General features: G+C 62.9%; 17 protein-coding genes. 9 read left to right on the forward strand and 8 right to left on the reverse strand.

The genetic code is table 11. The annotated features are described in order from the left end of the window. Positions 1-99 precede the first annotated feature (99 nt). The 4 genes from MU551_RS22175 to MU551_RS22195 all read right to left on the reverse strand — a co-directional run bounded on the left by MU551_RS22175 (position 100) and on the right by MU551_RS22195 (position 9,021). Positions 100-1,965 (reverse strand): vWA domain-containing protein, encoded by a 1,866-nt coding sequence (locus MU551_RS22175; protein WP_247048732.1) that lies wholly within the window; start codon positions 1,963-1,965, stop codon positions 100-102. Positions 1,966-3,577: 1,612 nt separating this feature from the next. Then, the gene (locus MU551_RS22185) at positions 3,578-3,730 is read right to left on the reverse strand and encodes a DUF1660 family phage protein (RefSeq protein WP_247048733.1); all 153 of its coding nucleotides are present in this window, start codon (positions 3,728-3,730) and stop codon (positions 3,578-3,580) included. A gap of 640 nt (positions 3,731-4,370) precedes the next feature. Further along, positions 4,371-4,751 (reverse strand): DUF7793 family protein, encoded by a 381-nt coding sequence (locus tag MU551_RS22190; protein ID WP_247048734.1) that lies wholly within the window; start codon positions 4,749-4,751, stop codon positions 4,371-4,373. An 874-nt stretch (positions 4,752-5,625) separates the two neighbouring features. Beyond that, positions 5,626-9,021, reverse strand: a complete 3,396-nt coding sequence (locus MU551_RS22195) for an nSTAND1 domain-containing NTPase (RefSeq protein WP_247048735.1) — start codon at positions 9,019-9,021, stop codon at positions 5,626-5,628. Between the two features lie 146 nt (positions 9,022-9,167). Between MU551_RS22195 and MU551_RS22200 the strand changes: the two genes are divergently transcribed. Further along, positions 9,168-9,908, forward strand: coding sequence for a hypothetical protein (locus MU551_RS22200; RefSeq protein ID WP_247048736.1), 741 nt, complete (start codon positions 9,168-9,170; stop codon positions 9,906-9,908). Positions 9,909-11,022: 1,114 nt separating this feature from the next. Here MU551_RS22200 and MU551_RS22205 read toward each other — a convergent pair. Next, entirely contained in the window at positions 11,023-12,576 is a 1,554-nt protein-coding gene (locus tag MU551_RS22205; protein WP_308198336.1) for an MFS transporter, read from the reverse strand. Continuing rightward, positions 12,573-13,373, reverse strand: coding sequence for an LppX_LprAFG lipoprotein (locus MU551_RS22210; RefSeq protein WP_247048737.1), 801 nt, complete (start codon positions 13,371-13,373; stop codon positions 12,573-12,575). Before MU551_RS22210 ends, MU551_RS22205 begins: the two co-directional genes overlap by 4 nt. A 1-nt stretch (position 13,374) precedes the next feature. Between MU551_RS22210 and MU551_RS22215 the strand changes: the two genes are divergently transcribed. Next, a complete protein-coding gene (locus tag MU551_RS22215; RefSeq protein WP_372489913.1) occupies positions 13,375-13,686 on the forward strand; it encodes a hypothetical protein in 312 nt (103 codons plus the stop codon). Between the two features lie 1,124 nt (positions 13,687-14,810). On the opposite strand, the gene MU551_RS23405 is transcribed toward MU551_RS22215, so the two are convergent. After that, positions 14,811-14,933, reverse strand: coding sequence for a hypothetical protein (locus MU551_RS23405; protein WP_281507418.1), 123 nt, complete (start codon positions 14,931-14,933; stop codon positions 14,811-14,813). Positions 14,934-15,666: 733 nt separating this feature from the next. Further along, complete coding sequence (locus MU551_RS22220) at positions 15,667-17,610, reverse strand: alpha-L-fucosidase (protein ID WP_247048738.1); 1,944 nt, start codon at positions 17,608-17,610, stop codon at positions 15,667-15,669. A gap of 382 nt (positions 17,611-17,992) precedes the next feature. Here MU551_RS22220 and MU551_RS22225 point away from each other — a divergent pair, with 382 nt between their 5' ends. From MU551_RS22225 to MU551_RS22255, 7 genes are all read left to right on the forward strand, one after another. After that, positions 17,993-19,027, forward strand: a complete 1,035-nt coding sequence (locus MU551_RS22225; protein WP_247048739.1) for a sugar ABC transporter substrate-binding protein — start codon at positions 17,993-17,995, stop codon at positions 19,025-19,027. 17 nt (positions 19,028-19,044) lie between these two features. Continuing rightward, the gene (locus MU551_RS22230; protein WP_247048740.1) at positions 19,045-20,586 is read left to right on the forward strand and encodes a sugar ABC transporter ATP-binding protein; all 1,542 of its coding nucleotides are present in this window, start codon (positions 19,045-19,047) and stop codon (positions 20,584-20,586) included. After that, positions 20,583-21,611, forward strand: a complete 1,029-nt coding sequence (locus MU551_RS22235) for an ABC transporter permease (RefSeq protein WP_247048741.1) — start codon at positions 20,583-20,585, stop codon at positions 21,609-21,611. The genes MU551_RS22230 and MU551_RS22235 overlap by 4 nt, the downstream gene beginning before the upstream one ends. Before the next feature lie 122 nt (positions 21,612-21,733). Next, the gene (locus MU551_RS22240) at positions 21,734-22,756 is read left to right on the forward strand and encodes a zinc-dependent alcohol dehydrogenase (protein ID WP_247048742.1); all 1,023 of its coding nucleotides are present in this window, start codon (positions 21,734-21,736) and stop codon (positions 22,754-22,756) included. After that, positions 22,756-23,517, forward strand: a complete 762-nt coding sequence (locus tag MU551_RS22245) for an SDR family oxidoreductase (RefSeq protein WP_247048743.1) — start codon at positions 22,756-22,758, stop codon at positions 23,515-23,517. Before MU551_RS22240 ends, MU551_RS22245 begins: the two co-directional genes overlap by 1 nt. Continuing rightward, positions 23,514-24,122: a bifunctional 4-hydroxy-2-oxoglutarate aldolase/2-dehydro-3-deoxy-phosphogluconate aldolase gene (locus tag MU551_RS22250; RefSeq protein ID WP_247048744.1), complete on the forward strand. Its 609-nt coding sequence runs from the start codon at positions 23,514-23,516 to the stop codon at positions 24,120-24,122. Before MU551_RS22245 ends, MU551_RS22250 begins: the two co-directional genes overlap by 4 nt. Beyond that, positions 24,119-24,610 (forward strand): PfkB family carbohydrate kinase (locus tag MU551_RS22255; RefSeq protein ID WP_247048745.1); only part of this gene is annotated, 492 nt, incomplete at its 3' end. The genes MU551_RS22250 and MU551_RS22255, both read left to right, overlap by 4 nt.

The following is a 24,610-nucleotide window of genomic DNA, read 5'->3' on the forward strand; positions in this document are numbered from 1 at the left end:
CCGGACTGGGTCGTATATCGGCCGGACTGGGCCGGATCGCGGAGTTACCTTGACCCTCCGCGCGTTCCTCTGACGATTCTCCGCATTTGCCTCACGATCCTAGAAACTGGTCACCAGTTCGCCGAGCACCTCTTCGAGCCTGTTCGGATCGGTGGCGTCATAGTAGTGCGCCCCGCTGGCCCTGGCGATTTCCAGCAGAGTGGGGACGTCGGCGTCGGGCCCGTAAGCGAGCGTAAAGACCAGTACCGGCGTCGAGTGGTTCTGATGGCTCAACTGTTCGGAGAGCCCGCCCAGGTCTCCTGGGTGGGTGGAATCATTTTTGCCGTCACTCAAAAGCACGATGGTGTTGATGAACGTGTCTTTGTATTCCTTGGCCTGTTCGCCAGTGAAGCGGCTCACCGCTTCGAAGAGAGGCGTGGCGTCCACGGCCTTGAGATCGTTGAGCTTGGCGAGGAGGTCTGCTTTATTGGTCTTGAACGGGGCTACCGGACTCACGATGCCAGGCTGCAAGGGGCCGTCGTCCACATGGGAGAAAGCGGCCAGTCCAACCTCATCCTCACCCGTGAAGTGGTCCAGTGCCTTCCGTACGGCGTCCTTGGCCCGCTGCAGCTTGGTCACGCCGGGTTCCTGCACCATGGACTCCGAGACATCCAGCAGGAACAGGGCCCTGGCCCGCTTACGGACCTCGGGGAAGCTGTCCTGCATGGCTACAAGCGCCTCCGCCTTGGGCAGTGGCAGTGGCTGGAGCGCCTCAGCGTACCGTCCGGTTCCCGCCACTCCGGCGTCCAGCTTGCCCTGGACGGTCCGGTACCCGGAGGCCTTTACAACGTTTTGGCCGTGTTCCGTAACTGCGAACTTTAGGAAATCCTGGGCCGCCAGGCGCTGCTGGGTCCCTACCCAATCCCCGTCAGTTACTGCCGGGTTGTCCGCCACATGCACGCCGTCGTGGGGGTAGATGGCACGGAGGGGCTCCTTGGGTGGCGGACCGGATTGCTTCGTTATGCCGTCCTCGCTGACGACTCCGCGGTTGTAGTCCCAGACGGACTTTTCATCCACGATCACGGCGGAGAGGAACTCCGAGACCTTCCCGGCCTCGTCGGCCTCCCTGGCGTGCCACAGGAAATGCTCGGGGGTGGCCATGTAGTGGCTGGTGCCCAGTTCCACGGCACGCACTTTCTCCACCAGCGACGATGCGTCCAGGTCCATGCTGTCCACACCTCCAAGGCTGCCGCCGGCGGCGCCATAGGAAGCAGTAAGGGCCATCAGGCCCGACGTCGAGACAAGCGGACTGGCCTTGCCGAACTTGAACTTCCCCCAGTCGCCATGGCCGAGGCGCTCCCAGACGTCCCGGTCCCCGGCCATCCTGAACACCTCAGACCACGACGGCGGTTTGCTGTCCCAGCCGAGGGCACTGGCCATCGTCTCGGGCATCGCGACCACCACCGCACTCCGCGCGATGCTCATTCCCGCTTCCGGGTCAGGGCTTCCGCCGGCACTTTCCTTGGCGATGCGCAACCACGCGGAGGAGTCGGGCAACCAGATGGCCGGCCTGTCGCCGGCCGGAACGCCGGGGAACTGCTTGGCAACCTGGGCGGCTGCGACACCCGATTTTTCCTGGGTCAGGGCCGGTGTCACGCATTTGCCTTCCACGCTGCGGGGCTTCGCCGTGTATTCGGCCGCCACGGACCGGACCATCTCAGCGTTCTCCAGCGAAGTGAGGATGTTTAAGGAAATGCAGGGAGAGGACCCGGCGACGGCGGCGGGACTGTCCTGCGCCAAGGGTGCGCCGGCCGGAGGTACGTTGTCATTTCCGGCTGTAGGCCCGCCCAGTCCCGACTCCGCGGGAAAGATGAGAGTTCGCAGCACGAATGCGCCGCCAAAAATGAGAAGTGCCACGGTGGCCGCAGTGGCGATCCAGATCCAGCGTGGATAGCTCGGGTCAGTTGCTGCACGTCGACGGCCCATGCTCGTTTCCTTTGAAATCCGCCGGGTTCCCCCGGTGTGGATGCAAATAATGAAACTGGCCCGCGGCAGTCACACCGCGGGTGCGCCTAGCCCCCCGCCCGGATGCCCCCGCAACTGGATACGCTCTTTGAGGATAACCCCAACGGACGCAATGTGAGAGTTCGAATTCACGTTTTATTGAAAGTTTGTGGGGTTCCGGATCCCAGCTTGGCTTCCGGTACCCTTCCTTGCTGGGCCCATTGGGCGTAAGCTGCCCGCCGCTCAGTCGTGCAAGTTTCCCCGTCTCAGCCCGTGCGTGCTCTAAACGGAAGGCGAACTCCATGAGGGGAGTTCTGATCATGCCTGAGCTGCTAACTAAAATGCGGCCGACGGGTAGGCGTCCGGCCACTCCGGGCCAACACCAACTGCAGCCGGTCCGGATGCCTGTTTCAGCGCAGCCCAGGCCTCACACGGGTCAGCCCCGGACATCGCCCAGGCAGAAAATGGCCAACCCATCGCAATGATCCTTTCCCCGGCGATGCTCCCGCACTTGGCTCGGACCCTACTCGGCGGGGAACGGTGTACACGGGTTCAGAGATAGCTGCTCGAGTCGTCTGATAACACGTGTAGCTCCGTTCCATCCACTCCGGTTTCATCCGTGTAGACGACAATAAGCGGGCGGTTCTCGCTCCGCCGTTTGCCGCGCGGCCAGTTACCACTGGGGGCAAATCCCAGTGGCGCCATCTCACCCGGTGCCTCCGCACGCAGGGGAGCGCTGAGAGTACCGCCGTTGGCGGTGAGCACAACGAAGAATCCGCTCGAGTGCGGGCCTAACATGTGCGGAACTGGTCCCGATCTTTCGTCGGTCATACCGGGCAGTGCTCAGTCAGCTGGATGCTACCCCTTGGAGCGACAAAGGGATGGGGGGAGTGGCTGCACTGAACTGCCGCCCAGACCGAACGAGCCTACCTGCGTCAAGGGTTGAGCCGCCGGTCCGGCGGTTCCTACTCGCCGGGGCCATGGGCGGCGGCGGTGTGAGTGTCGGTGTCGACCCACTGCACCGATGCCTCCGGCATCCACACGATGTCCCCCGGAGCGACATATAGCTGTTCCGTCGAGGTCGTCGATGTGGACGAGTATCATTTTCCTGGCCATGGGGTACGTCCTTTATTTGTTTGCGGTCAATACCCTGCAGATGTCGGTCTCTCCGGCCTCTAATTTAGTGAATGGGAGGCCCTGACACTACGTGTTGAGGAGGGCATGGGGGAGACGCCCAATATCCAAGGTAGTGGAACGAGGCCATGGACCGCGTGCTGAAGACCCGGCTGGGCTGCCAGTTCCTGTCGAAAAGTTGGGAAAAAACCTAGGGGATTCTTGAGGTTGGATCGCCAGAATTGCCAGCAGCGGGAAGTTCAGGTCCCGGTGGCATAAGATCCTCAGCGCCGAAATGGTCTCAGGGAGGTGACGCCATAGCAGCAGGCTCGATGGGGATCCTGCTCCTCTGGGGGAGCAGGTACCCTTCGCCGCTGAGGGCCGCTGCCAATTGCGCAGTCTGGCGCTTGGTTTTTTGATGCCTGTCCGATCAGATCCGTCAGCATGCAACTGCCTCGCGGCATTGAAAGCCGGGCTCTGATTAGCCCAGTCCCGGAACCGGCCAGCGCCCGTCGCTATCCCTGTCGTCGTATTTACCGCAGCGTGTGCAGCGCCTGTAGCGGTCACCATCCTCGTTGGATTCGACGTGCCATTTGTGGCCCAGATTGGTCTTGCACAGCAGGAACTTGAGCATGATGCTCTCCCATCCGAAGCACGGTAACCCATAAAGGGTGACCGCTTCCAGCTTAGATCCCGCCTCCAGTCGCGGCTACACTGGCGGCCGCCGCTACAACCGGGATCCGGGACGCCTACACAGCCGAAATCCCGGCCTGGTACGGCTTCGCCACACCACCCGAAAAGGAACCTGACAAAACGAGATCCCAAAGTAAACGACTGCACCAACCGTTGGAGTCACTTATGTGTCAGTGCTTTGCCCTACTGATTCCCCCTTCTGTTGCGATGGTGTGGAGGCCATGATTGGAGTCATAGAGCGGTGCGGTTCAGATCGGAGTCATAGAGCGGTGCGGTTCAGATCGGAGTGGCCATGATCCAGGCTCTGCTGTGCAGATTTGGAATCCAGCACGATTGGCACATTGAACATGCCGAAGACGGAGGCCTGTACAGGCGTTGTCTGCGCTGCGGTAAGGACGAGAGTGGTGGCGGCGCCAGCAACGGGTGGGCGTTGAAGAAGTGGTGGTAAGCCCGCCGGCTTTTCATACCCAGCTCTTCCGCGCTGACCGGCTTCGCGATAGGGGTGTCCGCGACCCAATCGCAGAGGATCCGATTGCAGCGTCCGCCAGGGAGGCTTGACCGCAGCCAACGCATAGCCGCCGTTAGGCCGGCGGGATATGAAGCAGCCAGCTCATGGCCTCTTCCCTCGATGTGAAGAATCGTGTGGGGCACGGTGGGATGTGTACGCCAAGGAAGAAGTTTGCGATGATCCTATCGACTGGGCTTGATCCGAGTAGGGCTATTCGTGACGCGGCGCAAGGGATGGAGAAAACGGATCTGGCTTGACGGGTGACTGCTTCGGTGTCTGCCATGTCGACCAACATTGGATTCTCCGAGTCGTTGGCGACTTCATTGACCTTGGCCATCGCCGCGTGCGCATCGGCCGCTTCCAGGACGATCCGGGGTTTCCAAACAAGGTGGATCACACCATCGGCACGGAGCTCTACAGTTCCCTTGCCGCTCTGAATAGCAATTGGCTCCATGTTCACTCCCCACGCGTCTGTATGACCTAGCGTAAACGGCCTGCCCTGCAGCCCTAAGCTCAGACCCCAAACAAAGGGGGTAGTCATGGGCGAGCCTGCCGTGCACCGTAAGTTGTGGCTTTCGCCGATCGTTTCGCAGGTGCTGGTTTTCGCCATGTTTCGGGTGAGGGGTTCGGGACCTACACTTAGTCATGGATACGATCCCGACGATGTTTTTTGTTATCGTGGCGGCCTTTGCCTGGCTGGGCTTGATCGTATTTGCTATCCTTCGCTTACGGCGCCGGCGGAGCGGTTCGTCAGCAGTCGTTCCGTCTTCCGTTCCCGTTGACCCGAACCGTGGCCGGCTTCGCATGGTCCGGGGTCGTTACGGCCGGCGGCGGATCATAGTCCGGCGCGACCGATCCAGGGCGACCGCCAAGAAGGTCCGTGGATGATTGCGGTTAGTCACCTCAACTGCCCAGTGCAGTGGGTGTTCACTCAATCTGCTTCCCGGTGTGCCAGGAGTGGAAGGCATACCGTTCGTGTAGCCCGGGACGCTAAAGGACCTTGTTGCCTTTTCCTGTCAAAAAGTTCGGAAAAGAATAGGGGATTCTTGAGGTTGGATCGCCAGAATTGCCAGCAGCGAGTATCCCGCAAAGGGTGTCCTAATCCAGCTTAGATCCGGCCTCCGGCCGCAGCTATTGCGTACATGGCGCTGGTCAGTAATCGTGCGGGCAGTACCAGCGGGTTCTTGTTGTACGAAGATCGACCCCCTCACGGGCGGCAGCGAGCCTAAGAGCCCGACACCCAGTGATCAGGATCCAACCACCGCTACGCGGCACTGTCACCCTGACACTGATTCGAGTTAAGGGGCGTCTCGAAGGCACAGCCGCGGTCATTCGCGGCATGCCGGGGCGTAGGGCCGAGCCCCCAAGAGCTCACCCCACTCCTGTTCGGTCAGTATTCTTCCCGCGATCCGACACGCGCGTTCCTCCCACGCCGTCGGCTCGGCGACGACCACCTGCGTAGTTCCGTCGGACTGTTCAAGTGCGACGGTGCGCTCATCGAGCTCGGCGGGTGCATGGTCCCGTAGGTGCAGGTCGGTGCGAAAGGCCGCCGACCAGTCCCCGAAGTCCGACGTCATGATCGCGCCGTCTGCTCCGGCGGTCACCAGCTTGCCGGTCGGTCGAAACTCGACCGCGGTGACCGCTCCGTCATGATCCCGGAGCGTCTCCGCGATCTCGCCGGTCTCGATGCTCGCCACTACGACGTCGTTGCCGGCGGCGATGGCAAGCTGAGGGCCGTCGGGGCTGAAGTCGGCCACCGTTGGAAAGGACGACAGCGGGACGGTGATGGGTGCTGCTTGCCCGGAGGAGTCGACGATACGCACCGCGCGCGAGCCATCTCGAACCGCGATCCGGCGGCCATCCGGACTGACGGCGAGAATTCCGTTGCCGGGGAGCCGATGGAGCTCCTCGCCCGATGCCGTGTCAAGTACGACTGTCGGTCCGAAGCCACTGACGTACATCCGCAAGCCGTCCGGCGAGAACTTCACCGCACTGTACTGCCAGCCCGGCCCGGGCAGGGGGCCGGGATCGGAACTGATCACGCCCAGATCCAGGAGTATCGGGCCGGTCGGGCCCCCCGCGCCACCTCGCCAGAGGGCGATGCTCACGGACGACTCAGACTGCTGTGTGGCCGCGAGCGCTGCGAACAGGGATCCGTCGGCGGAGTATTCGACGTCTATCGCGGGCCCGCCCATCCCCTCGTAGGTCGACAGGCCGGAGCGTCCCTGCTCTGCGAGATCGAGGGTTCCCGTCCGCCAGCCATCACATCGGGCGTCGGTACAGGGGTCGGATGCCTCGCTGAACGCTACGGCGCCGGAGACGGGGTCGACGGCCGATGTCACCACTTTCTTGAAGAACGGCGCGTACTCGCCGAGCTGCGATCGGTCGTCCAGATCGAACAGGCGCACGTCGTGGTCGCTGTCGATCACCGATGCCCGGGTCCCGTCCTCCGCAAGGGACATGCTCACCGCGGCGACTCCGTCTTCCGGGATCCGGATCACGCTCGTCAGACGGGGTGCGCGCGAGATGACGCGTACGAGGTTGACACGAGTGTCGGAATCGTCCCAGGTGTGGATGGCCTCCACAGCGAGTAGCAGCGCGCGGTCGAAGTCCGGCTCCTCCAGCGCCAGCCCCGCGATCCGCCGGGCCTCGGCGACCGTCGCGCGCTCTCCGGCGAGGTTCGCCTGGAAACCGGCAACGAGGCTCGCCGTCACCGCAAAGATCGCGAGCGCGGCCGCGCCCACGGACACCCAGGAGAGTCGCCGCACCATGCGGCGCTCCTTGCGAAGCTGGTTCTGCGCGGTAGCGAGTCCTGCGGTCTCATTCGCTGCGGAGGCATCGAGGAAGTCTCGTTCGACCGCCGTGAGTGCGGGAACGACCGCATCCCGCCAGTGCTGGGCCGCCGTCAGTCGGCCACCGCGATAGAGCTCGCTTTCGGGTCGTCCCATCGCATCCCAGGCGGCCGCCGCGGAACCAAGGTGTCGCATGATCCGCTGACCCTCGACATCATCGGCGAGCCATTCCTTCAGGCGTGGCCACTCCCGTGCGAGCGCTTCGTGCGAGAGCTGCACCGACGCCTCATCGGTCGTGAGCAGTCGTGCGTCTACCAGCCGATCAACGATTTTGGCATGGGCGGCGTCGATGGCGATCCGAGTGCGCTCGACCCGACGAGATATAACCGCACCGTCCGCGGATGCTTCGACGAGGCGGAGAAGGATGTCGCGCAGCATCCGCGCGCCTTCCGCCGTGAGCGTCGCGAAGACCTCTTCCGCGGTCTTCGCGACAGCACCGTCGATTTCACCGGACGCCCGATACCCGTCGACCGTCATGACGCGACCCTCACGGCGTGACCACACCTGACGCAGGGCGTGCGACAGCAGCGGAAGGGTTCTTCCATCAGCGTCGCGGAGGAGTATCTCGACGAGGCCCGGCTCGAGGATGAGCCCGGACTGCTCGGCGGGCTTCTCGGTCATCGCTCGGAGTCCGTCAGAGCCGAGAGCGGTGAGCATGAGCATGTGCGACTGGATGATTTCGGCGAACCCTGGGTGATCCGCCAGGTCTCCGAGGCGGTCGGCGCGGATCGCGACGACGAGCATGCCGCGGACGACCATTCGCGACAGAGCGTCGAAGAACTCCCGGATCTCGGCGGGGTCGTTCGCCGCGAACGCCTGCTCGCATTGATCGACGATGAGCAGCGACTCTCCGGCGGGAGGATCGACATCACGAAGGGAATCGATCGGATGCTCGCCGGGCGTCACGATGGCGACCTCGATGCCGTGTGCGAGGAACCGGGCACCGATTCCCGCCCGAACGAAGGATGACTTGCCGACACCCGATGATCCCGCGATGAGCAGCACGCCGTGCGCCTCGAGCGCGTGGACCGCCCCGGACAGCTCCTGCTCGCGACCGAAGTACCGCTCGGCGTCCGCCACACCCGCGGGGGGCAGGCCGAAGTACGGACAGTCCGGGCTCGCGGCTCGGAACACCTGGTCGGACAGGAGCGATGGATCCTGCCTGAGGATTGCCTGCTCCAGCTCGGCGAGCTCCGTGCACGGATCCAGTCCGAGCTCCGAGGCGAGCAGGCCCCGCGCCCTGCGCACTGTGGCGAGCGCGTCCGCTTGCCGGCCCTGGCGGTACTGCGCCACGCTCAGCACGACCCAGCGCCGCTCGCGTAGTGGCGCCTCGGCGACGCGGGCGCGCGCCGATGTGGCGACCTCCTGGACCTCACCTGCGTGGAGCCGTGCGTCAAGAAGCAGCTCCTCGGCCCCGAGACGCATCTCCTCGAGGCGACCGGAGGCGATCTGAGCCGGCTCCCAGTCGGGGAGGTCAACGTAGGGTTCGCCCCGCCAGAGCGCGAGCGCCTCCGAGAACGTGTGCGTGGCACGGTCGGGCTCACCCAACTCCAGCTGCTGCGTACCCCGCTCGACGAGTCTTTCGAACCGTTCCGCGTCGACCTCGACGTGTTCCGGGACCAGTCGGTACCCGTGCGGGGTGGTCTCGATTCGGGCGGGCGCGATGAGCCGGCGCAACCGCATGACGCACCCTTGGATGACCTTCGACCACGACGCCGGAAGGTCCTCCTCCCAGAGCGCGGCGGCGAGAGATTCCCCCGAGAGGGGTGCGCCCAGGCGGACCGTAAGCGCACTCATCACCGCACGATCGCGCGGCGCCAGCGGAATCCTACCGTCGTCGAGTGTCAGCGCTCCGAGAACGCGAACATCCATAGGGCCACTGTGCGCCCGGCTCCCGCATCCGTCAAGACGGCTGGTACCGGGCCGATACCGGGCCGACGGGAGCCGGTACCGTGCTGATACCGGCGCGTACTTGACTGATAGAGCAGCACCGTGCTGCAGGGATCGAAGGACGTGACATGTGGAATTCAATCCGGCGCTCCTGCGCCGCTCAGGCGACACGCTCGCGGCGGGTGGGTGTTGTCGTCGCTTTACTGGCGTGCTTCGGTCTCGCCGCGTGCACCGCGACCGAACCGCCGTCCCCCGCATCGACCGCGGAGGCTGACACGATCGCACCGTTTCCGGAGAGCGGCGTCATCGACGCCGGCACCTACCTCGTGACCGGCTACCCGGTGCCCTTCCAGATCACCGTCCCAGACGGCTGGGAGACCTTCGACGGCGCGGGCGTGGGCAAGGACGACCCGGATCTCCCGGATTCATGGAATGGCACCGTGCTTTTTTGGCCCGCCACCCATGTCCCGACGGACGCATGCGCCTGGAGCGGCGCGCTCGTCCAGGTCGATCCGACGGCTGAGGCGTTCGTCGATGCGATGACGGCGCAGGCGTCAACGGTAAGCACGAACCCCGTCAAGGTCGTGGCGGGCGACTACTCCGGCTTCGAATTCGACTACGCCGTCGCGAGCGACGTCGACATCACCGACTGCGACGGCGGCAAATTATGCGTCTACTCGAATTCGGCGCAGGACTGCGACGGACGCGTGTACCGAAATGTGGGCGAGCGCGAAACCTACCGAGCGGTCGACCTGAACGGCGAGCGCGCTGTGATCGCGGTGGGCCAATCCCACGAATCGATGAATCCGGAGCTGACGAGAGAGGCACGCGCCATCTTCGACTCGATCGAGTTCAGGTCCGACGAGTGACCGGCTGATGCGAGTCGGCACATGCGCTGAGAATTGGTGCGGCCGGAACAGGCTGGCCGGATATCAGTTCTGGAATGTACCTGCTGCAGAACACGGAACTGCCGCGTCCCCTGTTAGGGGAGCGCGGCAGTCGCTATTTGCGGCATGGAATGTGGCGATAAGGGGCTGTGTACAACGCGCACAGATTTGGCGTCGGACTGGCTCGATGTCGGCCTGATTGGCACGGATTGCGTATGTTTTCGGGAGTTCCCCGTGTTTGCAAGGGCTGGAATGCGGTTCGAGTCCCACCTCGGGCACAGCAGATCCCCTCGTCAGAGGGGATTTTTGCTTTAACGTGTGTACAAAGCTTGTGGTGGCGTCCCTCTGACGCTAGTGCGCGGGCTCTGGCCTGGCCCCCGCGGTGGCCTATTCAGGTGTGTGGGTGGCGGGTTCAGGTCCCTGGCTGGTGGGCGCTCCGCCTGCTGTGGTGGGCTATGCGTTCCTTTCGTGGGTTATGGCGGACTGGTTGGCCGCTTACCTGGCCATGGTCCGTGCCTGTCTTGATGACATGACTTGGGCCAACTGTTTCTAAAGTTTCTTCCTACCTGGATGCTCCGAGTCGTCTAGGTGCGCGGGGTCGGTAAGGCCATTTGTCGGGCTAAAGGTGGTGTGGACATTGTCCACACTGCCTAGATTGCCGTCTCATCCGCGAGTACGACGCCGAACTGGTGACGAACGTTGCCGAGATGGCGGAGCTCGCGCGATTCGGCTCGGTCGGCGACGAGGATGGCGCTTCCGGGCCGCGGCCGGGCTGATGGTCACAGGTGGAGACCCGGGTCATCGACGCGCTGTCCGCGAGAAGCCCTCGGGCGGTCGAGGTTGTCGCCCTGCGGAGTGGTCTCTCGATGCACAGACGCAGGCGGTCCCGGACGCGCTGGAACTCGGAGGCGCTGCGGCGCTTCGGGAGCGCGGCTGGGTGCGGACCGGGGGAGCGCGGTAACCCTTCATTCCTCCCAAAGGTCTGTCACGCTGGGGATTTCGCGCCCACTGACCTTGCCTTCATCCGCCCGTCGTAGGCTCGATCTCCCCGCTTGGAGAAGGAGGGCGTCCATTGAGTGTGCTGCAGGGTCGAGTGCTACTGAGGGTCTCCCGCAGTGTCTGGCTCCGGCTCCTCGGCGTGCTCGTGGCGCGCGCTGATCAGCAGACCCAGCACCGCGCCCACCACACACACGATCGCGGTGATCGAGAAGATCTCGCCGTACTGCAGGGCGTAGGCCTCCCGGATCCGGCCGGCCTCGGCTGACAACCGTTCCGCGAGTGTCTCGCCGGTACTGGCGGGCAGGCTGGCCAAATGCTGGTTGAACCGGTAGAGGCCCCATGCGCTGAGTGCCGCAATGCCGAGCAGCATGCCGATCATGCGGGCGACCACGATGGCTGCCGACGCGATCCCGTGCTGAGCGGCGGGAACCACCCGGAGCGTTGCCGACGTCAGCGGGCCGATCACCAGGCCGAGACCGAGACCGGCGATCGCCAGGTCGGTGTCCAGTGTCGGCAGGGTGAACACTCCGAGATCGTGTCGTGCTGTCAGCGCATCTACCGGCCATTTTGAGATCAGCAGATAACCCATGGCGGCGATGAGCAGGCCGCTGAACGTGACGATCCGGTCGCCGATCCGCGTGGCCAGCCATCCACCGAGCAGCGCCCCAACCGGCAGCGCGACGAGGAAGCGCAACAGCAGGAGGGCAGCCTGGTTCTGGTCCTGAGCCAGGACACCCTGGCCGAACAGCTCGACGTTGACCAGCGTCACCATGAGCGCGGCGCCGGCGGCCAACGACGCGCCAAGTGCCGCCAGGAACGGCCTGACGTGGACTCCCGCCGGTTCCAGCAGGCGGGTGCGGGCGAACCTCTCCCAGATGAAGAACGCGATGGTCGACACGGCGGCGGCGATCAGCACCGGCATTCCCCAGATGGGCAGCACCAGCTTTCCGTCGGGCTTGGGGTTGTAAAGCCCGATCACGGCAAGGCCCAGGGCGATGGCCAGCAGCAAACCGCCGAGCACATCTACCTTCTGGGGATCATCCGATCTCTGTCGGCCTGGCAGACTGAAGTGAACCATCACCATCGCGATCACCGCAAGCGGCACGTTGACCCAGAAAACGGCCTGCCAATGCTGGAACAGCCCGACCAGGGCGATGCCGTACAGCGGGCCGAGCACGCTGCCCAGTTCCTGTGCGGCACCGACACCGCCGAGCACAGCTGCCCGCTGGCGCGCAGCCCATAGTTCGGCGGCCAAGGCCATCGTGACCGGCAGCAAGGCGCCACTGGCGGCGCCCTGGAGAGTGCGGCCGATGACCAACACGGTGAGATCGGTCGACAGTGCCGTCACGACCGATCCGAACGCGAAGCCGGCCAAACTGACCTGGATGAGCATCTTCCGCCCGAACCGGTCCGACGCCCGACCCAATAGCGGCATTGCCGCTATGTAACCGAGCAGGTAACCGGTGATGATCGGGGTGACCCGTTGGAGCTGATTCACTCCGATTCCGACGTCGCGCATGATATCGGTCATGATCGTGACGACGACGTAGGTGTCGAGCGCGCCCAGCGTCACTGCCAGACTGCCCGCGCTGATCGCGATGCGGCGGTTGGTCGACACCCGCCCGGTGGCCGGGGGCGGGCTGTGGATCACACGGCCGGTTTCTCGACGGTGACCGGTTCGCCCCACTCGGACAGGGTCATCGTGACGCTGCTACCAGGACTGGGCTCCAGCCGGGCCTGCATCAGCTCGTGGTCGTCGTCCTCAGAGATCCAGACGGTGCCAGGCACGGGGCCCGTCGCCCGGATCTGCGGGGCGATCTTGTTCACCGCGTCCGCAGTGACGTTGCCCGTGATGCGTACAGAGTCCACGCCCTCGATGGTCTCGTTGCCGTCGACCTTGGCATCGGAGAAGTTGGCGAGCACGTTGGCCAGCCCCACATCGGGGTCCAGGATCGCCGCGACGTCGTAGATGTTGGATGCCGGCCCGAAGTTCGACGGGCTGCCCCCCGGCATGACCGCGGCCCAGAGTTGGCCGTCGGCGACCACGAACTCGACCCCTTTGAGCTGCTGGCCAAGGTGCGTCATGTCAAGTGTGCCCTTGGCGGCGACCGCGGGAGTCTGTGTGAGATCGGCATCGATTAACTCGACGGGCAGTCCGGCGATCTGGCCCTCGACCGCGAGCTTGAGATGCGCGCTGGTCTGCCCTTTGGTGGTCTCACTCGACTCTTTTAACAGGGTGGCCGGGTCGAGGGTATCCTCCGCGGGTGGGGAGGTGCACCCTGCGACGAGGGCGACGACGGCGATGAGGGGCGCGAAGATCGCCACAAGGCGGGTGTGCATGGCCGCGCTATTCATGGCCGCATTGTACATGACCGCATCGGGACTGTGGAAGGTGTGCTTGACACTTTGCCTGCGGGGATTTGATCCTTCGGGTGGAAGAATTTTCATCGTGCCCAAAGCCTTTCTCGAAGAGTTCCACCGCCCTCTTCGCGGTTGCCCGCAAGGGCGAAGCGCCCGTCACGCAGATCGCCCAGGACTTCGGTGCCTCACCGCGGCCCTGCACCGCTGGATGAAGGTCGCCGACAAAGAAGACGGCGTGAAATCCGGTGTGGTGTCCGATGACACCACGAAACTGCGGGAGCGAATAAACGTTTTCGGCTCCTGGAACATGAAGCGGAAGTCGCGCCGCGCTGTTGCCTACCTGTACCGGGACGTCAATTCAAGGACTAATGTGCCCGCTGGTCCGAGAGTTGGCTGCTAGGGACACCCCGGTCCAGGTTCCCGTGGCAGTGTCCTGCATGATTGAGCCATGGAGACCAGCCGCTGGCTATGAGGGCCGGAGTGCAACTTGGGGGACCGGGCGCGGGCCAAAAAGTTCGTGAGGAAATAAGCGACGGAGGAGCGCCGAGCGAAGTTTTTGATCGGACCCGGCGGGGGAGCGCCCTGGTTGCGCAGAGGGCCCGCCCAGCGATGATGGATCATCAGAACGACAAGCAGCAGCGATGACTCATCTCGTCATTCATTTACCTGCCGGCTGGACTCTGGTCATGCCATTCCCCATCCTTACTGACATGAAAGCGTGTGACAGGTGAAACGACCGCCATCATGCACTGCGAGTCCTCGCTCGTGCCGCGCCACCTCCATCTGGCACCGACAGCGACTGATCTCGGCAACGATCCAGCGCAGGTCTGGGCGCCAGGTGATGCCCATCTCAAACTGCATAGGGCCGGCATGGAACTGCCGCGCCTCCGGAGGGGTGCGGCAGTCGAAATGGATGCAGCAACTGGGCAAAAAAGAAGTGTGGACAATGTCCACACTTTTCGCTTCGGATCGGGTCGTACATCGGCCGGATTGGCTCGGATTGCTTATCCTTTCGGGAGTTCCCAGTGTTTGCAAGGGCTGGAATGCGGTTCGAGTCCCACCTCGGGCACAGCAGATCCCCTCGTCAGAGGGGATTTTTGCTTTAACGTGTGTACAAAGCTTGTGGTGGCGTCCCTCTGACGCTAGTGCGCGGGCTGTGGCCTGGCCCCCGCGGTGGCCTATTCAGGTGTGTGGGTGGCGGGTTCAGGTCCCTGGCTGGTGGGCGCTCCGCCTGCTGTGGTGGGCTATGCGTTCCTTTCGTGGGTTATGGCGGACTGGTTGGCCGCTTACCTGTTCATGGTCCGTGCCTGTCTTGACATGACTTGGGGCAACTTTTTCTTAAGTTTCTTCCTGACTAGCTGCTCCAAGTCGTCCAAGTGCATGGGTCTGGAAGGACATTTTGTCGGGCCAAAGGTGGACATTGTCCACCCTTATGTGTGTTTTTTGGCACCTGGTCACGGTTGGCTTGCTCCTCTTTCCTAGCCCTGCACGAATCATTGATGGCAGATGGGCTCAACGACATGACTACCGGCCGAGGTGGTTGGTGTCCAGAGTGAGGCAGACCAGGCTTTCCTGGAGCCAGAAGCAGAGAGTGTGTCCGATGAAGCTCAACAGGTCTGCGGGGGATTTGATGGTGAGCGTTTCCACGACCGAAGGCGCGTGCCGTCCATGAGAATCTTCTTCCCGAGGTGCTGAAGCCAAAAATGACAGGTAAAAACGACGCCGAACTCCATAGAGCCGAACTCCATAGAGTAGTGGTCGGCCTAATCCCAGAGTTGGCGGACCACCTCGACCCGAAAAAGCTTACGCAGAAGCAAATCACAGAAGCTTGCGAAGTGATCGTTGCGGGAATGTCGGCGGATGTTCGGCAAGCTTCTCACATTGCTCCTGGACGAGGTCGAGGATGAGTTCGACGACCCCTAGACCCAGAGGCGGCGGCTGGGTAACGGCGCAGCCGCGTCTACCCCCGTTCTAAACGCTCGACAGAGCGCATCTGGTCAGCTGGTACCCACCAGGGTCATCTGTGCGCAGGCCGACGTATGACTCGGGCCCCAGCGGACCGAAACCCGCGATCCCGGCAATCTCGGCTGACCCTAGCGGCAAGGAGACTGGTTCGTGAGCGACCCTGTCCGTCCAGGGGCCACCGTGAGGCTGGTCCGGGACCCGCAACAATGTCCACAAGGTCTTTCACCGGGCACCTTGGTTCCCCGGGATCGCGTAGCAGGCCAAGATCTACTCACCGAATTCATTCTCGGTCGGTAGACAAACAGCATCCGCGCTCCGGCTGACCGGGTGGACTTCGCATTTCTCTAAAATTCCTTCTCGAACAGCGGGGGACAGCAGCCCGAGCTAGAGTGGCTCGGGCTGCTGCGAGGGAAGGTCAGGAGGCGATGATCTGCCAGTGCTGGTGGGTGTTGCCGAGCAGGAAGGGGTCCTGATCGACATTGGCTTCATTGGCTGTCGAGGCTCCGTCGACCGTCATTGCCAGACCGCTGAACCGGTTGATCAGCGCGACGTAGCCGCCTGGCAGCTGTGTGAGAGCCCAGTGTTGGGGGAACGTACCGGCATTATGCCAGGTCGCCACGTTGCCTCCTGCGATCCTCGAGAGACCTGCCACCTCTACTAGTTTGCCGCTATTGAAGTCCTTGATCGAGAAGTATCCATCACCGACGCTTGTGAAGGTGAACTTCTGGCAAGCTGCTCCGCTCCATGTGTACTGCTGAACGTTGGAGCCGTTTGCCGTGCCGAAGTTGTATACGTCTAGAACCTTGCCGCTCTTGCGGTTGACGAGGCGATAGGCGCGCCCTTCCTCCACCGGGCGTGAGACCAATTCCGGCTTGGATAACCTGCCTCCGATGTGGAGGCCGTTGACGTTGGCATAACCACCCGCCGCCGCGGTTGCTTCGAGTCGAACGTATGCTACGTTCTGGCCCGGCCATTCGGCGATCTTCGGCGTCGAGTCCGCGGCCCAGGTTCCACTGGCGACCTGAGTGAAGGTGTTCCCATCAGTGCTGACCGACACCTTATAGCCGGTGATGTCACCATTGGTGTTTCCGGAACTCCGGTTCCACTGCTTGGGAAGGTATTGGAGGGTGGAGACGTTGCTCCAGACGGCTCCGAGGGCGATTGTGACCGCCTGCGGCAGAGCGATCGTGCCGCCCCAGGTCGACCAGCAAGTTTCCGAGCCCACGTCGGACCTGCCGTCGATGACGTTCCTGGGGGGTTCCTCCGGGCGGTAAGCCGACGCGTAAGCGGCCGCGGCGGTGACAGGGTACTCGACCTTGAGTGGCTGGACCGGAAGCGGGGCCCGGGAGGCATTGGGGCCAGCCCACGCGGCTCCGACTTCGGCGAGCCGGTTGACGATGTTCGTGTCGAGGCGGCCGTTACGGTTGGGCGGACAGTTGAGGAGGAAACTCGTGTACTTGGGCTCGAGGTCCGTCAGATGGTTGATGATGTCGTCCCTGGACATCAGAGCCTCGCCCGGCGTTGTGGGGTGCCAGAACCAACCGTTGCTAACGGTTTGGCCTTGTACACCGGCGTATGCGTTGCCTGCTGGCGCCCTGATTCCGAGAGGCTCTTCGAAGTAGATCGCATCGCCGAGCCACGGCTGGCTCATCCCGCCGTGGTCGATCATCGCGCAGTTCGGCTGCAGCTCCTGGACAAGTGCACGCAGCCGCTGGTAGGGGACCTCGTGCTGGCCCATCTGCCATGCATAGCCGTCGGTGATGAACATGTCGATCTCGCCATAATTCGTGAGGAGCTCGCGTACCTGTCCGAGCGTGTAGTTGATGTCGTCGAGATCGATCGACAGGGTCGTGTCCTTAACATGATGGCCACCATAGGCCTCCACCGTTTTGGTGCGGTCCCAGATGGAGAAGTACAGACCCACCCTCAGGCCCTTGGCGCGGAATGCGTCAACGTACTGGCGTACGACATCCTGCTTATACCCGCTGTTGGCGACGTTCTGATTGCCGTAAGCGGTCGGCCACAGGCAAAACCCGTCATGGTGTTTGGTTGTGAGCACACCGTAGGTCATCTTGGCAGCAGCGGCGGCAGCTGCCCACTGTGCGCAGTCAACGGAGGGCGGGGCGAACTTTGTCGGGCTCTGACCGCCTGCAGCCCACTCTTCATTGGTAAAGGTGCCCAGGTTGAAATGGTTGAACATGCCGAACCGCTGGTCCACGAGATTCCTTAGGTTTGTCTGGTTGTCTGCGGCCACAGCAGGGGACAGGCCAAAGCCCGTGCCGATTGGCAGCGAAGCAGCTAAGACCCCCGCTCCCGCTGCGGTGAGGAGGGTACGTCGAGAAAGTTGGAAAGATTCCACGTTGAATCCGCTTCTAGGCAAGCCACCGATGGTGGGGAGGAAGCGACACGCGATGGCGTCGCATGGTCCAAGAGACCGATTCATCAGATGATAGTAAGGATTTTCGTATTCTTCAAGGAGCCATGCGGACATTCTTGGCCGCATTTCGATGAATGCATCTGATCTATCCTTCGTGGTGTTTCCGACACCCCGGCGGTTTGCGCGTGCTCCGACCGACGGCACATTCGCCATGCGGATGATGTGGCTAAGTAAATTGATCTAATCTTTCGGGCCTATATTCGGCAATAATGGCACGTAACTGCTGTAGACATCTGATGAATCGTGTGTCTATAGTGTTCTGACCCTCGACCAGGAGGGCCATTCGAGAGTAGAGGTCAGTATCGTGCGTATTCGATCAATGGAGATCGCTGTAGGAGCCGTTGTAGTGATGGCTGGAGTGGCAGGGTGTTCCGGGGGCGGTGCGAACACATCGTCGTCGGGCGGGGCAGACAAACTGATCGGAGTTGACTTCCCGAGGTCTGACACCGACTTCTGGAACGCGTACACGCAGTATGTTCCGGCGACCGCCAAGGAGCTCGGGGCTGACATCGCGACCAGCAACTCGCAAAACAGTGTGCAGACGTTGGTGTCGAACATCCAGGCGCTTGTGGGCCAGGGCGCCAAGGCACTGATCATGGCGCCCCAAGATACGGCGTCCATCGGCTCGGAGCTGAAAAAGCTCAACAGCCAGAACGTTCCTGTCGTTTCCATCGACACCCGCCCGGATACGGGAGATGTCTTCATGGTGGTGCGTGCTGATAACAAGCAGCTGGGGGCGAAGGCCTGTGAGTTCCTCGGCGGGAAGCTCGAAGGCGAACACACAGTTGTGGTGCTGCAGGGCGGTCAGGATTCGGTCAATGGCCGTGACCGCACAGAAGGCTTCTCCGAGTGCATGAAGGACAAGTACCCGGGAATCAAGGTTTCGTTGCAGGCCTCTAACTGGGACGGAGCCCTGGCCGCTTCGCAGTTGCAGACTGCGCTGACGCAGGACTCGGATATCCGCGGAGTCTACATGGCTTCCAGCTTTGCACTCTCAGGAACCCAGCAGGTGCTCGAGCAAGCCGGCAAGGCCGTTCCCCGGACAGATAAGAACCACGTCTGGACGGTGTCCAACGACGGCATCCCCCAGGAATACAAAGGTATAAACGAGGGCAAGCTGGACGCCACAGTCTCCCAGCCGGCTGATCTCTACGCGAAGTACGGCGTCTACTATGCCCAGGCTGCTCTCAAGGGAGAGTCCTTCAAAGCCGGGCCGACTGACCACGACTCCACGATTGTTGAAGTCCGGGCCGGTCTGTTGGAGGACCAACTCCCCTCAATCCTCGTCACCGAGGACAACGTCAACGATCCGGCCCTTTGGGGCAATAACCTCAAATGATCCCGGAGGACCGACTGATGATGCAGACCCAGAAGCCGGGGGACAGGATTTTCCCTGACCAAACGGGGGAGCGGTACACCCTCCGGGCACAGAACGTCACCAAGAGATATGGAGCGACTGTTGCGCTCAACGACGCACACCTTGAGGTTAAAAAGGGTGAGTCACATGCACTCGTCGGACGAAACGGCGCCGGCAAATCGACGCTCGTTTCGATCCTCACCGGCCTTGCATCGCCTGACCAGGGAATCGTCGAGTTCTCAGGTCAAATCGCTCCACCGCTGACAGACCGGGAAGAGTGGCGTCGCAAGGTGGCGTGCGTGTATCAGAAGTCGACGATCATCCCCACCCTCTCGGTTGCGGAGAATCTCTATCTCAACCGACAGCAGCGATCGGGTCCGACGATTTCGTGGCGACGCATGCGCAGAGAGGCCCAGGAGCTGCTGGACAGCTGGTCCCTTCCTGTCAAGGCGGCCGATCTGGCCGACACGCTGACGGTCGAGCAGCGACAGATGGTGGAGATCGCCCGGGCACTTTCGTTCGGAGCCGATTTCATCATCCTCGACGAGCCGACCGCTCAGCTCGACGGTAAGGGCATCGACCGCCTCTTCACCCGGATGCGCGCGCTCCAGGAAGGCGACATCTCTACTCTGTTCATCAGTCACCACCTGGCGGAAATCTTTGAGATCTGCGACACCGTCACGGTTTTCAGGGACGCCCGACACATTCTCACCGCACCGGTCGCAAGCATGAACCACGACGAACTTGTCTCCGCCATGACGGGCGAGCAGGGGAAGGTCGATCTCCGCGGTGGCGCATCGACCATTCGTGAAGGGGCTCCTGTCCTGACCGTCGATAAGTTGTCGCTGGATGGGCTGTACGACGGTGTCTCCTTCGACGTCGCGCCTGGCGAAGTGCTCGGTGTCACCGGGAGCGGGAGCAGCGGCCGCATCGCGCTGGCCGAATCGATCGCCGGTTTGCGCAAGCCATCGTCCGGAACCGTGCAAGTTGCGGGGCAAGCAGTGAAGCCCGGGAGCGTTCCCGACGCCTTGCGCGCCGGAATCGGGTTCGTGCCTAGAGATCGGCACCATGAAGGACTCGTCGAAGGTCTCAGCCTCGCTGAGAACATCACCATGACGGTACCCAGTCGTATTTCCCGACATGGCATTATCAGCAACAAGCGGCGCGATGCATTCGCGCAGCGGATGATCGATGAACTCAGTATCCGCGCGTCCGGACCCGAGCAGGTCGTCGGATCCTTGTCCGGCGGAAACCAGCAGAAAGTCGTGATGGGCCGGGCGATCGCGGATCGGCCAAAGGCCCTTGTCCTCATGCACCCCACCGCAGGGGTCGACGTTCGTTCGAAGGCCACGTTGCTGGAGTCGATCAATTCCGTTCGCTCTGATGGGGCGGCGGTCCTCATCGTCAGCGATGAGTTGGACGATCTGCGCCCCTGCGACCGGCTCATCGTGATGGTACACGGACGCATCGTCAAAGAATTCAACCGAGATTGGGCCGACGCAGACGTCGTTGCCGCCACAGAAGGGATCACTGAACAATGACTCAGCTTCAGACAGCGCCAGCAGGGACCGGAGGACTCGATCCTCGACCCCGGCGGCACTTGCAGATCGCACGACTGCGCGACCTGGCGTTGATTCCCGCCTTGATCCTCGTCTGTGCACTCGGTGCGATCATTAGCCCGGTGTTCCTGTCGCCGCAGAACCTGATTAACATCCTGCAGCAACAGTCCGAGATATCCCTCGTCGTCCTGGGGCAGGCCATTGTGATGATCGCAGGAAGGATGGACCTGTCGCTGGAATCGACGGTTGGTCTTGCCCCCGGCCTGGCAGCCTGGCTCATCCTTCCCTCAGGGCTTGCCCACGGGCTGGGCGCTGAATTGCCCGGCTGGCTGGCCGTGCCGATTACGTTGCTCGCCGGTTTGATTGTGGGTTTGTTAAACGGCCTTCTCATTGTGCGTTTCAGGCTTAACGGGTTCATAGTCACCCTCGGCATGTTGATCACTCTGCGGGGCCTGCTCAACGGGATCAGCGGGGGGCAGACGTTCTTCGGGCTTCCAGAGTCAATGACCTACCTGGGTTCGACCCGCTGGCTCGGCGCCCCGGCAGAGATCTGGGTGTCTTTGATCCTCTTCGCCAGCGGCATTTTCGTGCTCGGTTACACGCGGGTGGGCAGATCGCTATACGCCATAGGCGGCAACGCCGCCGCTGCGAAAGCCGGCGGCATCCGTGTCGACCGGACAGTCTGGGTCGCCCTCATTGTTGCGAGCCTGCTCGCTGCCGTGGCCGGCATCATGCTCGCCGGTCGGCTCGGTTCTGTCGCTGCGGTGTCCGGCAACGGCTGGATCTTCACGGTCTTCGCAGCAGCCGTGATCGGAGGCATCAGCCTCAACGGCGGCCGGGGAACCATCTTTGGCGCGTTCACTGGCATCCTGCTTCTTTTCACTGTTCAGAACGTGCTCACCCTCGCAGGAGTATCCGCGAGCTGGATCAACTTCCTCAACGGAGCGATCATCCTCGGTGCGCTGGTCATCAGCCGCCTGGCATCCGGTAAGGACCAGAACGACTAAGCGGCCTCTAACGCTCCTTTACTGAGCCGACTCCGGTTGGCGGAATGACATGAACGTAATACCCCTTGGAGGGCGTGCGGATCCTCGCTGCGCCCGGGAACGGATTTCAGGAGAATCAACGCATGCAAGCTGTCAGTTACATTGGCGAACGCACGTTCGCCCTCACCGACGTCGAGCCTGAACCGGTTCGTCCGGGCACCGTCAGGGTCGAACCGGCTTATGTCGGTTTGTGTGGAACGGACCTTCATATTTTCCATGGGCATATGGATTCGAGGGTGACGAAACCGGCCATTATCGGTCATGAGATGGTGGGGATTATCGCCGAGATCGGTGCGGACGTCACCGGGTGGCGGATCGGTGATGTTGTGACCGTGATGCCGTTGATCTGGGATAACACGTGTCCGGCCTGCCTGGCGGGCCACACCCATATTTGCCAGAATCTGCAGTTCGTCGGAATCGACACCGCAGGCGCGTTGCAGCAGCAGTGGGTCGTCCCTTCAGAGCTTCTGGTCCGTGTGCCCGAGGGGGTATCACTCGTGCATGCGGCGCTGGTGGAGCCCGTCGCTGTCGCGGTCCATGACGTGCGCCGCTCAGAGCTCAGCAGCGGACAGCGGGCTGTCGTTATCGGTGCTGGACCGATTGGTGTTCTGATCGCGACCGTCGCTCGAAACGTGGGTGCCGATGTGGCAGTCGTCGAGCTGGATCCGGGCCGGCGGGCGCTGGCGCGGGAGCTCGGCCTGACCACAGTCGATCCGGGTGAAATCGATCCCGGCGCGTGGGTAGCGGACTGGACGGACGGAGCGGGCGCCGACGTTGTCTTCGAGGTCGCTGGTGCAGCGGCAGCCATCCGCACCGCGACCTCCCTGGCGAAAGTGCGCGGTACCGTCGTCGTTGTCGCGATCCACCCGGAACCGCGCCCGGTGGACCTTCAACGGGTGTTCTGGCGTGAGCTGCGGATTCTCGGTGCCCGGGTCTACCAGCGCACCGATTTCGAGGAAGCTGTAAGGCTCATCGCAGCCGGGGTGATACCTGCCGGGCAGCTCATCACGGAGATCGTCCCGTTGAACGCAGTGCAGTCCGCGTTCGAGAAGCTGGAAACAGGGGCCGCACTGAAGGTACTCGTCGATGTCGGAGGCGCACTGTAATGAGCTCTTTCGATCTGAGAGGGAAAACGGCGCTTATCACCGGGGCCAGCCGCGGTATCGGGTTGGCGATGGCGGAGTCTCTGGCAGCCGCGGGTGCCGATATTGTGGCGGTCTCGGCGACACTGAATCCACAGGGATCAGCCGTGCAGGAAGCTGTCGAGTCGCACGGTCGGTCGTTTTCCGGGCACCGCGTGGACTTCGCGGACCCTGATGCCGTGGCTTCATTCGGGTCAGGCCTGGCCGGCAGCGGCACGCCGATCGATATTCTCATCAACAACGCGGGCACGATCGAGCGGGCGCCGGCAGCGGAGCACTCGGTGGACTCCTTTTCGCGGGTGATCCAGATAAACCTCACCAGCCAGTTCATCCTCACTCAGCTTATTGGACGCGGGATGCTGGCCCGGGGGAGTGGACGTATCATTTTCACTGCGTCACTGCTCTCCTTCCAGGGAGGGATCAACGTTCCCGGGTACACCGCGTCCAAGTCGGCGGTCGCCGGACTGATCCGGGCTCTGGCCAACGAATGGACTGCGTCGGGGGTGACGGTCAACGGGATCGCGCCTGGATATATCGCCACCGACAACACGGCGGCACTGCGGGCGGACCCCGGCAGGACCCAAGCCATCCTGGACCGGATCCCCGCCGCCAGGTGGGGCGAGCCGGAGGATCTCGGTGGCGCCGCTGTTTTCTTGTCCTCTGACACTGCCCGCTATATCAGCGGCGTGATCCTCCCGGTCGACGGCGGATGGCTCGGACGATGAGCGTCGGGATGGGACCATTGCTTCCGATCGCGGTGGTCGATAACGCCGGGCACGCGGAGGCCCTTGGTGCGGCACTTCTGGAAGGGGGTATCACTCAGGTCGAGGTGACTCTGCGCACCGGAGCGGCAATAGAGGTGATCCGCCGCCTTGCGCGGATCCCAGGACTCACTGTGGGTGCGGGAACGGTTCTCTCCGCATCCGATGTCGCCCGCGTCACCGATGCCGGCGCCGAGTTCCTCATCAGTCCCGGTTGGGACGATGGTGTTCATCGGAGCGCCCTGGAGCACGGCCTTCCGTGGTTCCCCGGGGTCGCCACTGCCACGGAACTGATGACTGCCCGCGCCGCCGGGGTCCACACGGTGAAGATCTTCCCCGCCGCACATCTGGGGGGCGTCGGCTTCATCGATGCACTGACCGCGGTCTTTCCCGAGACGACGTTTCTGCCCTCCGGAGGGATCCCCCTCGAGGAGGTCGCAGACTACCTCCTCCGCCCTTCAGTCCTTGCAGTGGGTGGAAGCTGGATAGCAAGCCGCTCCCTCATCGCCGCAGGATCCTTCGAGAAAATCGTGGATACTTGCAAACACGCCATGAGGACACTGCAATGAGGCGGCGCGTATACACCTTTGGTGAGACGATGGCCTTGTTTCGGACGGTGTCACCCGGAGGTATAGAGACGACCAGCGAGGCCAGGATAGGCATTGGTGGTGCGGACAGTAACGTTGCGATCGGCCTCAGCAGGCTGGGCGTGCCGGTCCTCTGGGCGGGCAGGGTCGGCGACGACTCCCTCGGGCGGCGTATCCAGCGGGAACTGCGGGCCGAGGGAATCCAGACCCATGCGGTCCTCGACCCGGCGCCCACCGGGCTGATGGTCAAAGACCACCGCACACCGAACACCACCCAGGTCCTGTTCTATCGACACGCCAGCGCAGGCAGCCGCCTCACCCCGGCGGACATCCGTCGCGATCTGATCGCGGAGGCCGGCGTCGTCCATGTCACAGGGATCACAGCCTCGCTCTCCAGCTCAGCTGAGGACGCCACTTTCACTGCCATCGAGTACGCCCGCGAGGAAGGAGCCCTGGTCAGCTTCGACGTC

Origin of the sequence: Arthrobacter rhizosphaerae (genome assembly GCF_023062595.1) — a bacterium.
Classification (GTDB): Bacteria; Actinomycetota; Actinomycetes; order Actinomycetales; family Micrococcaceae; genus Arthrobacter; species Arthrobacter rhizosphaerae.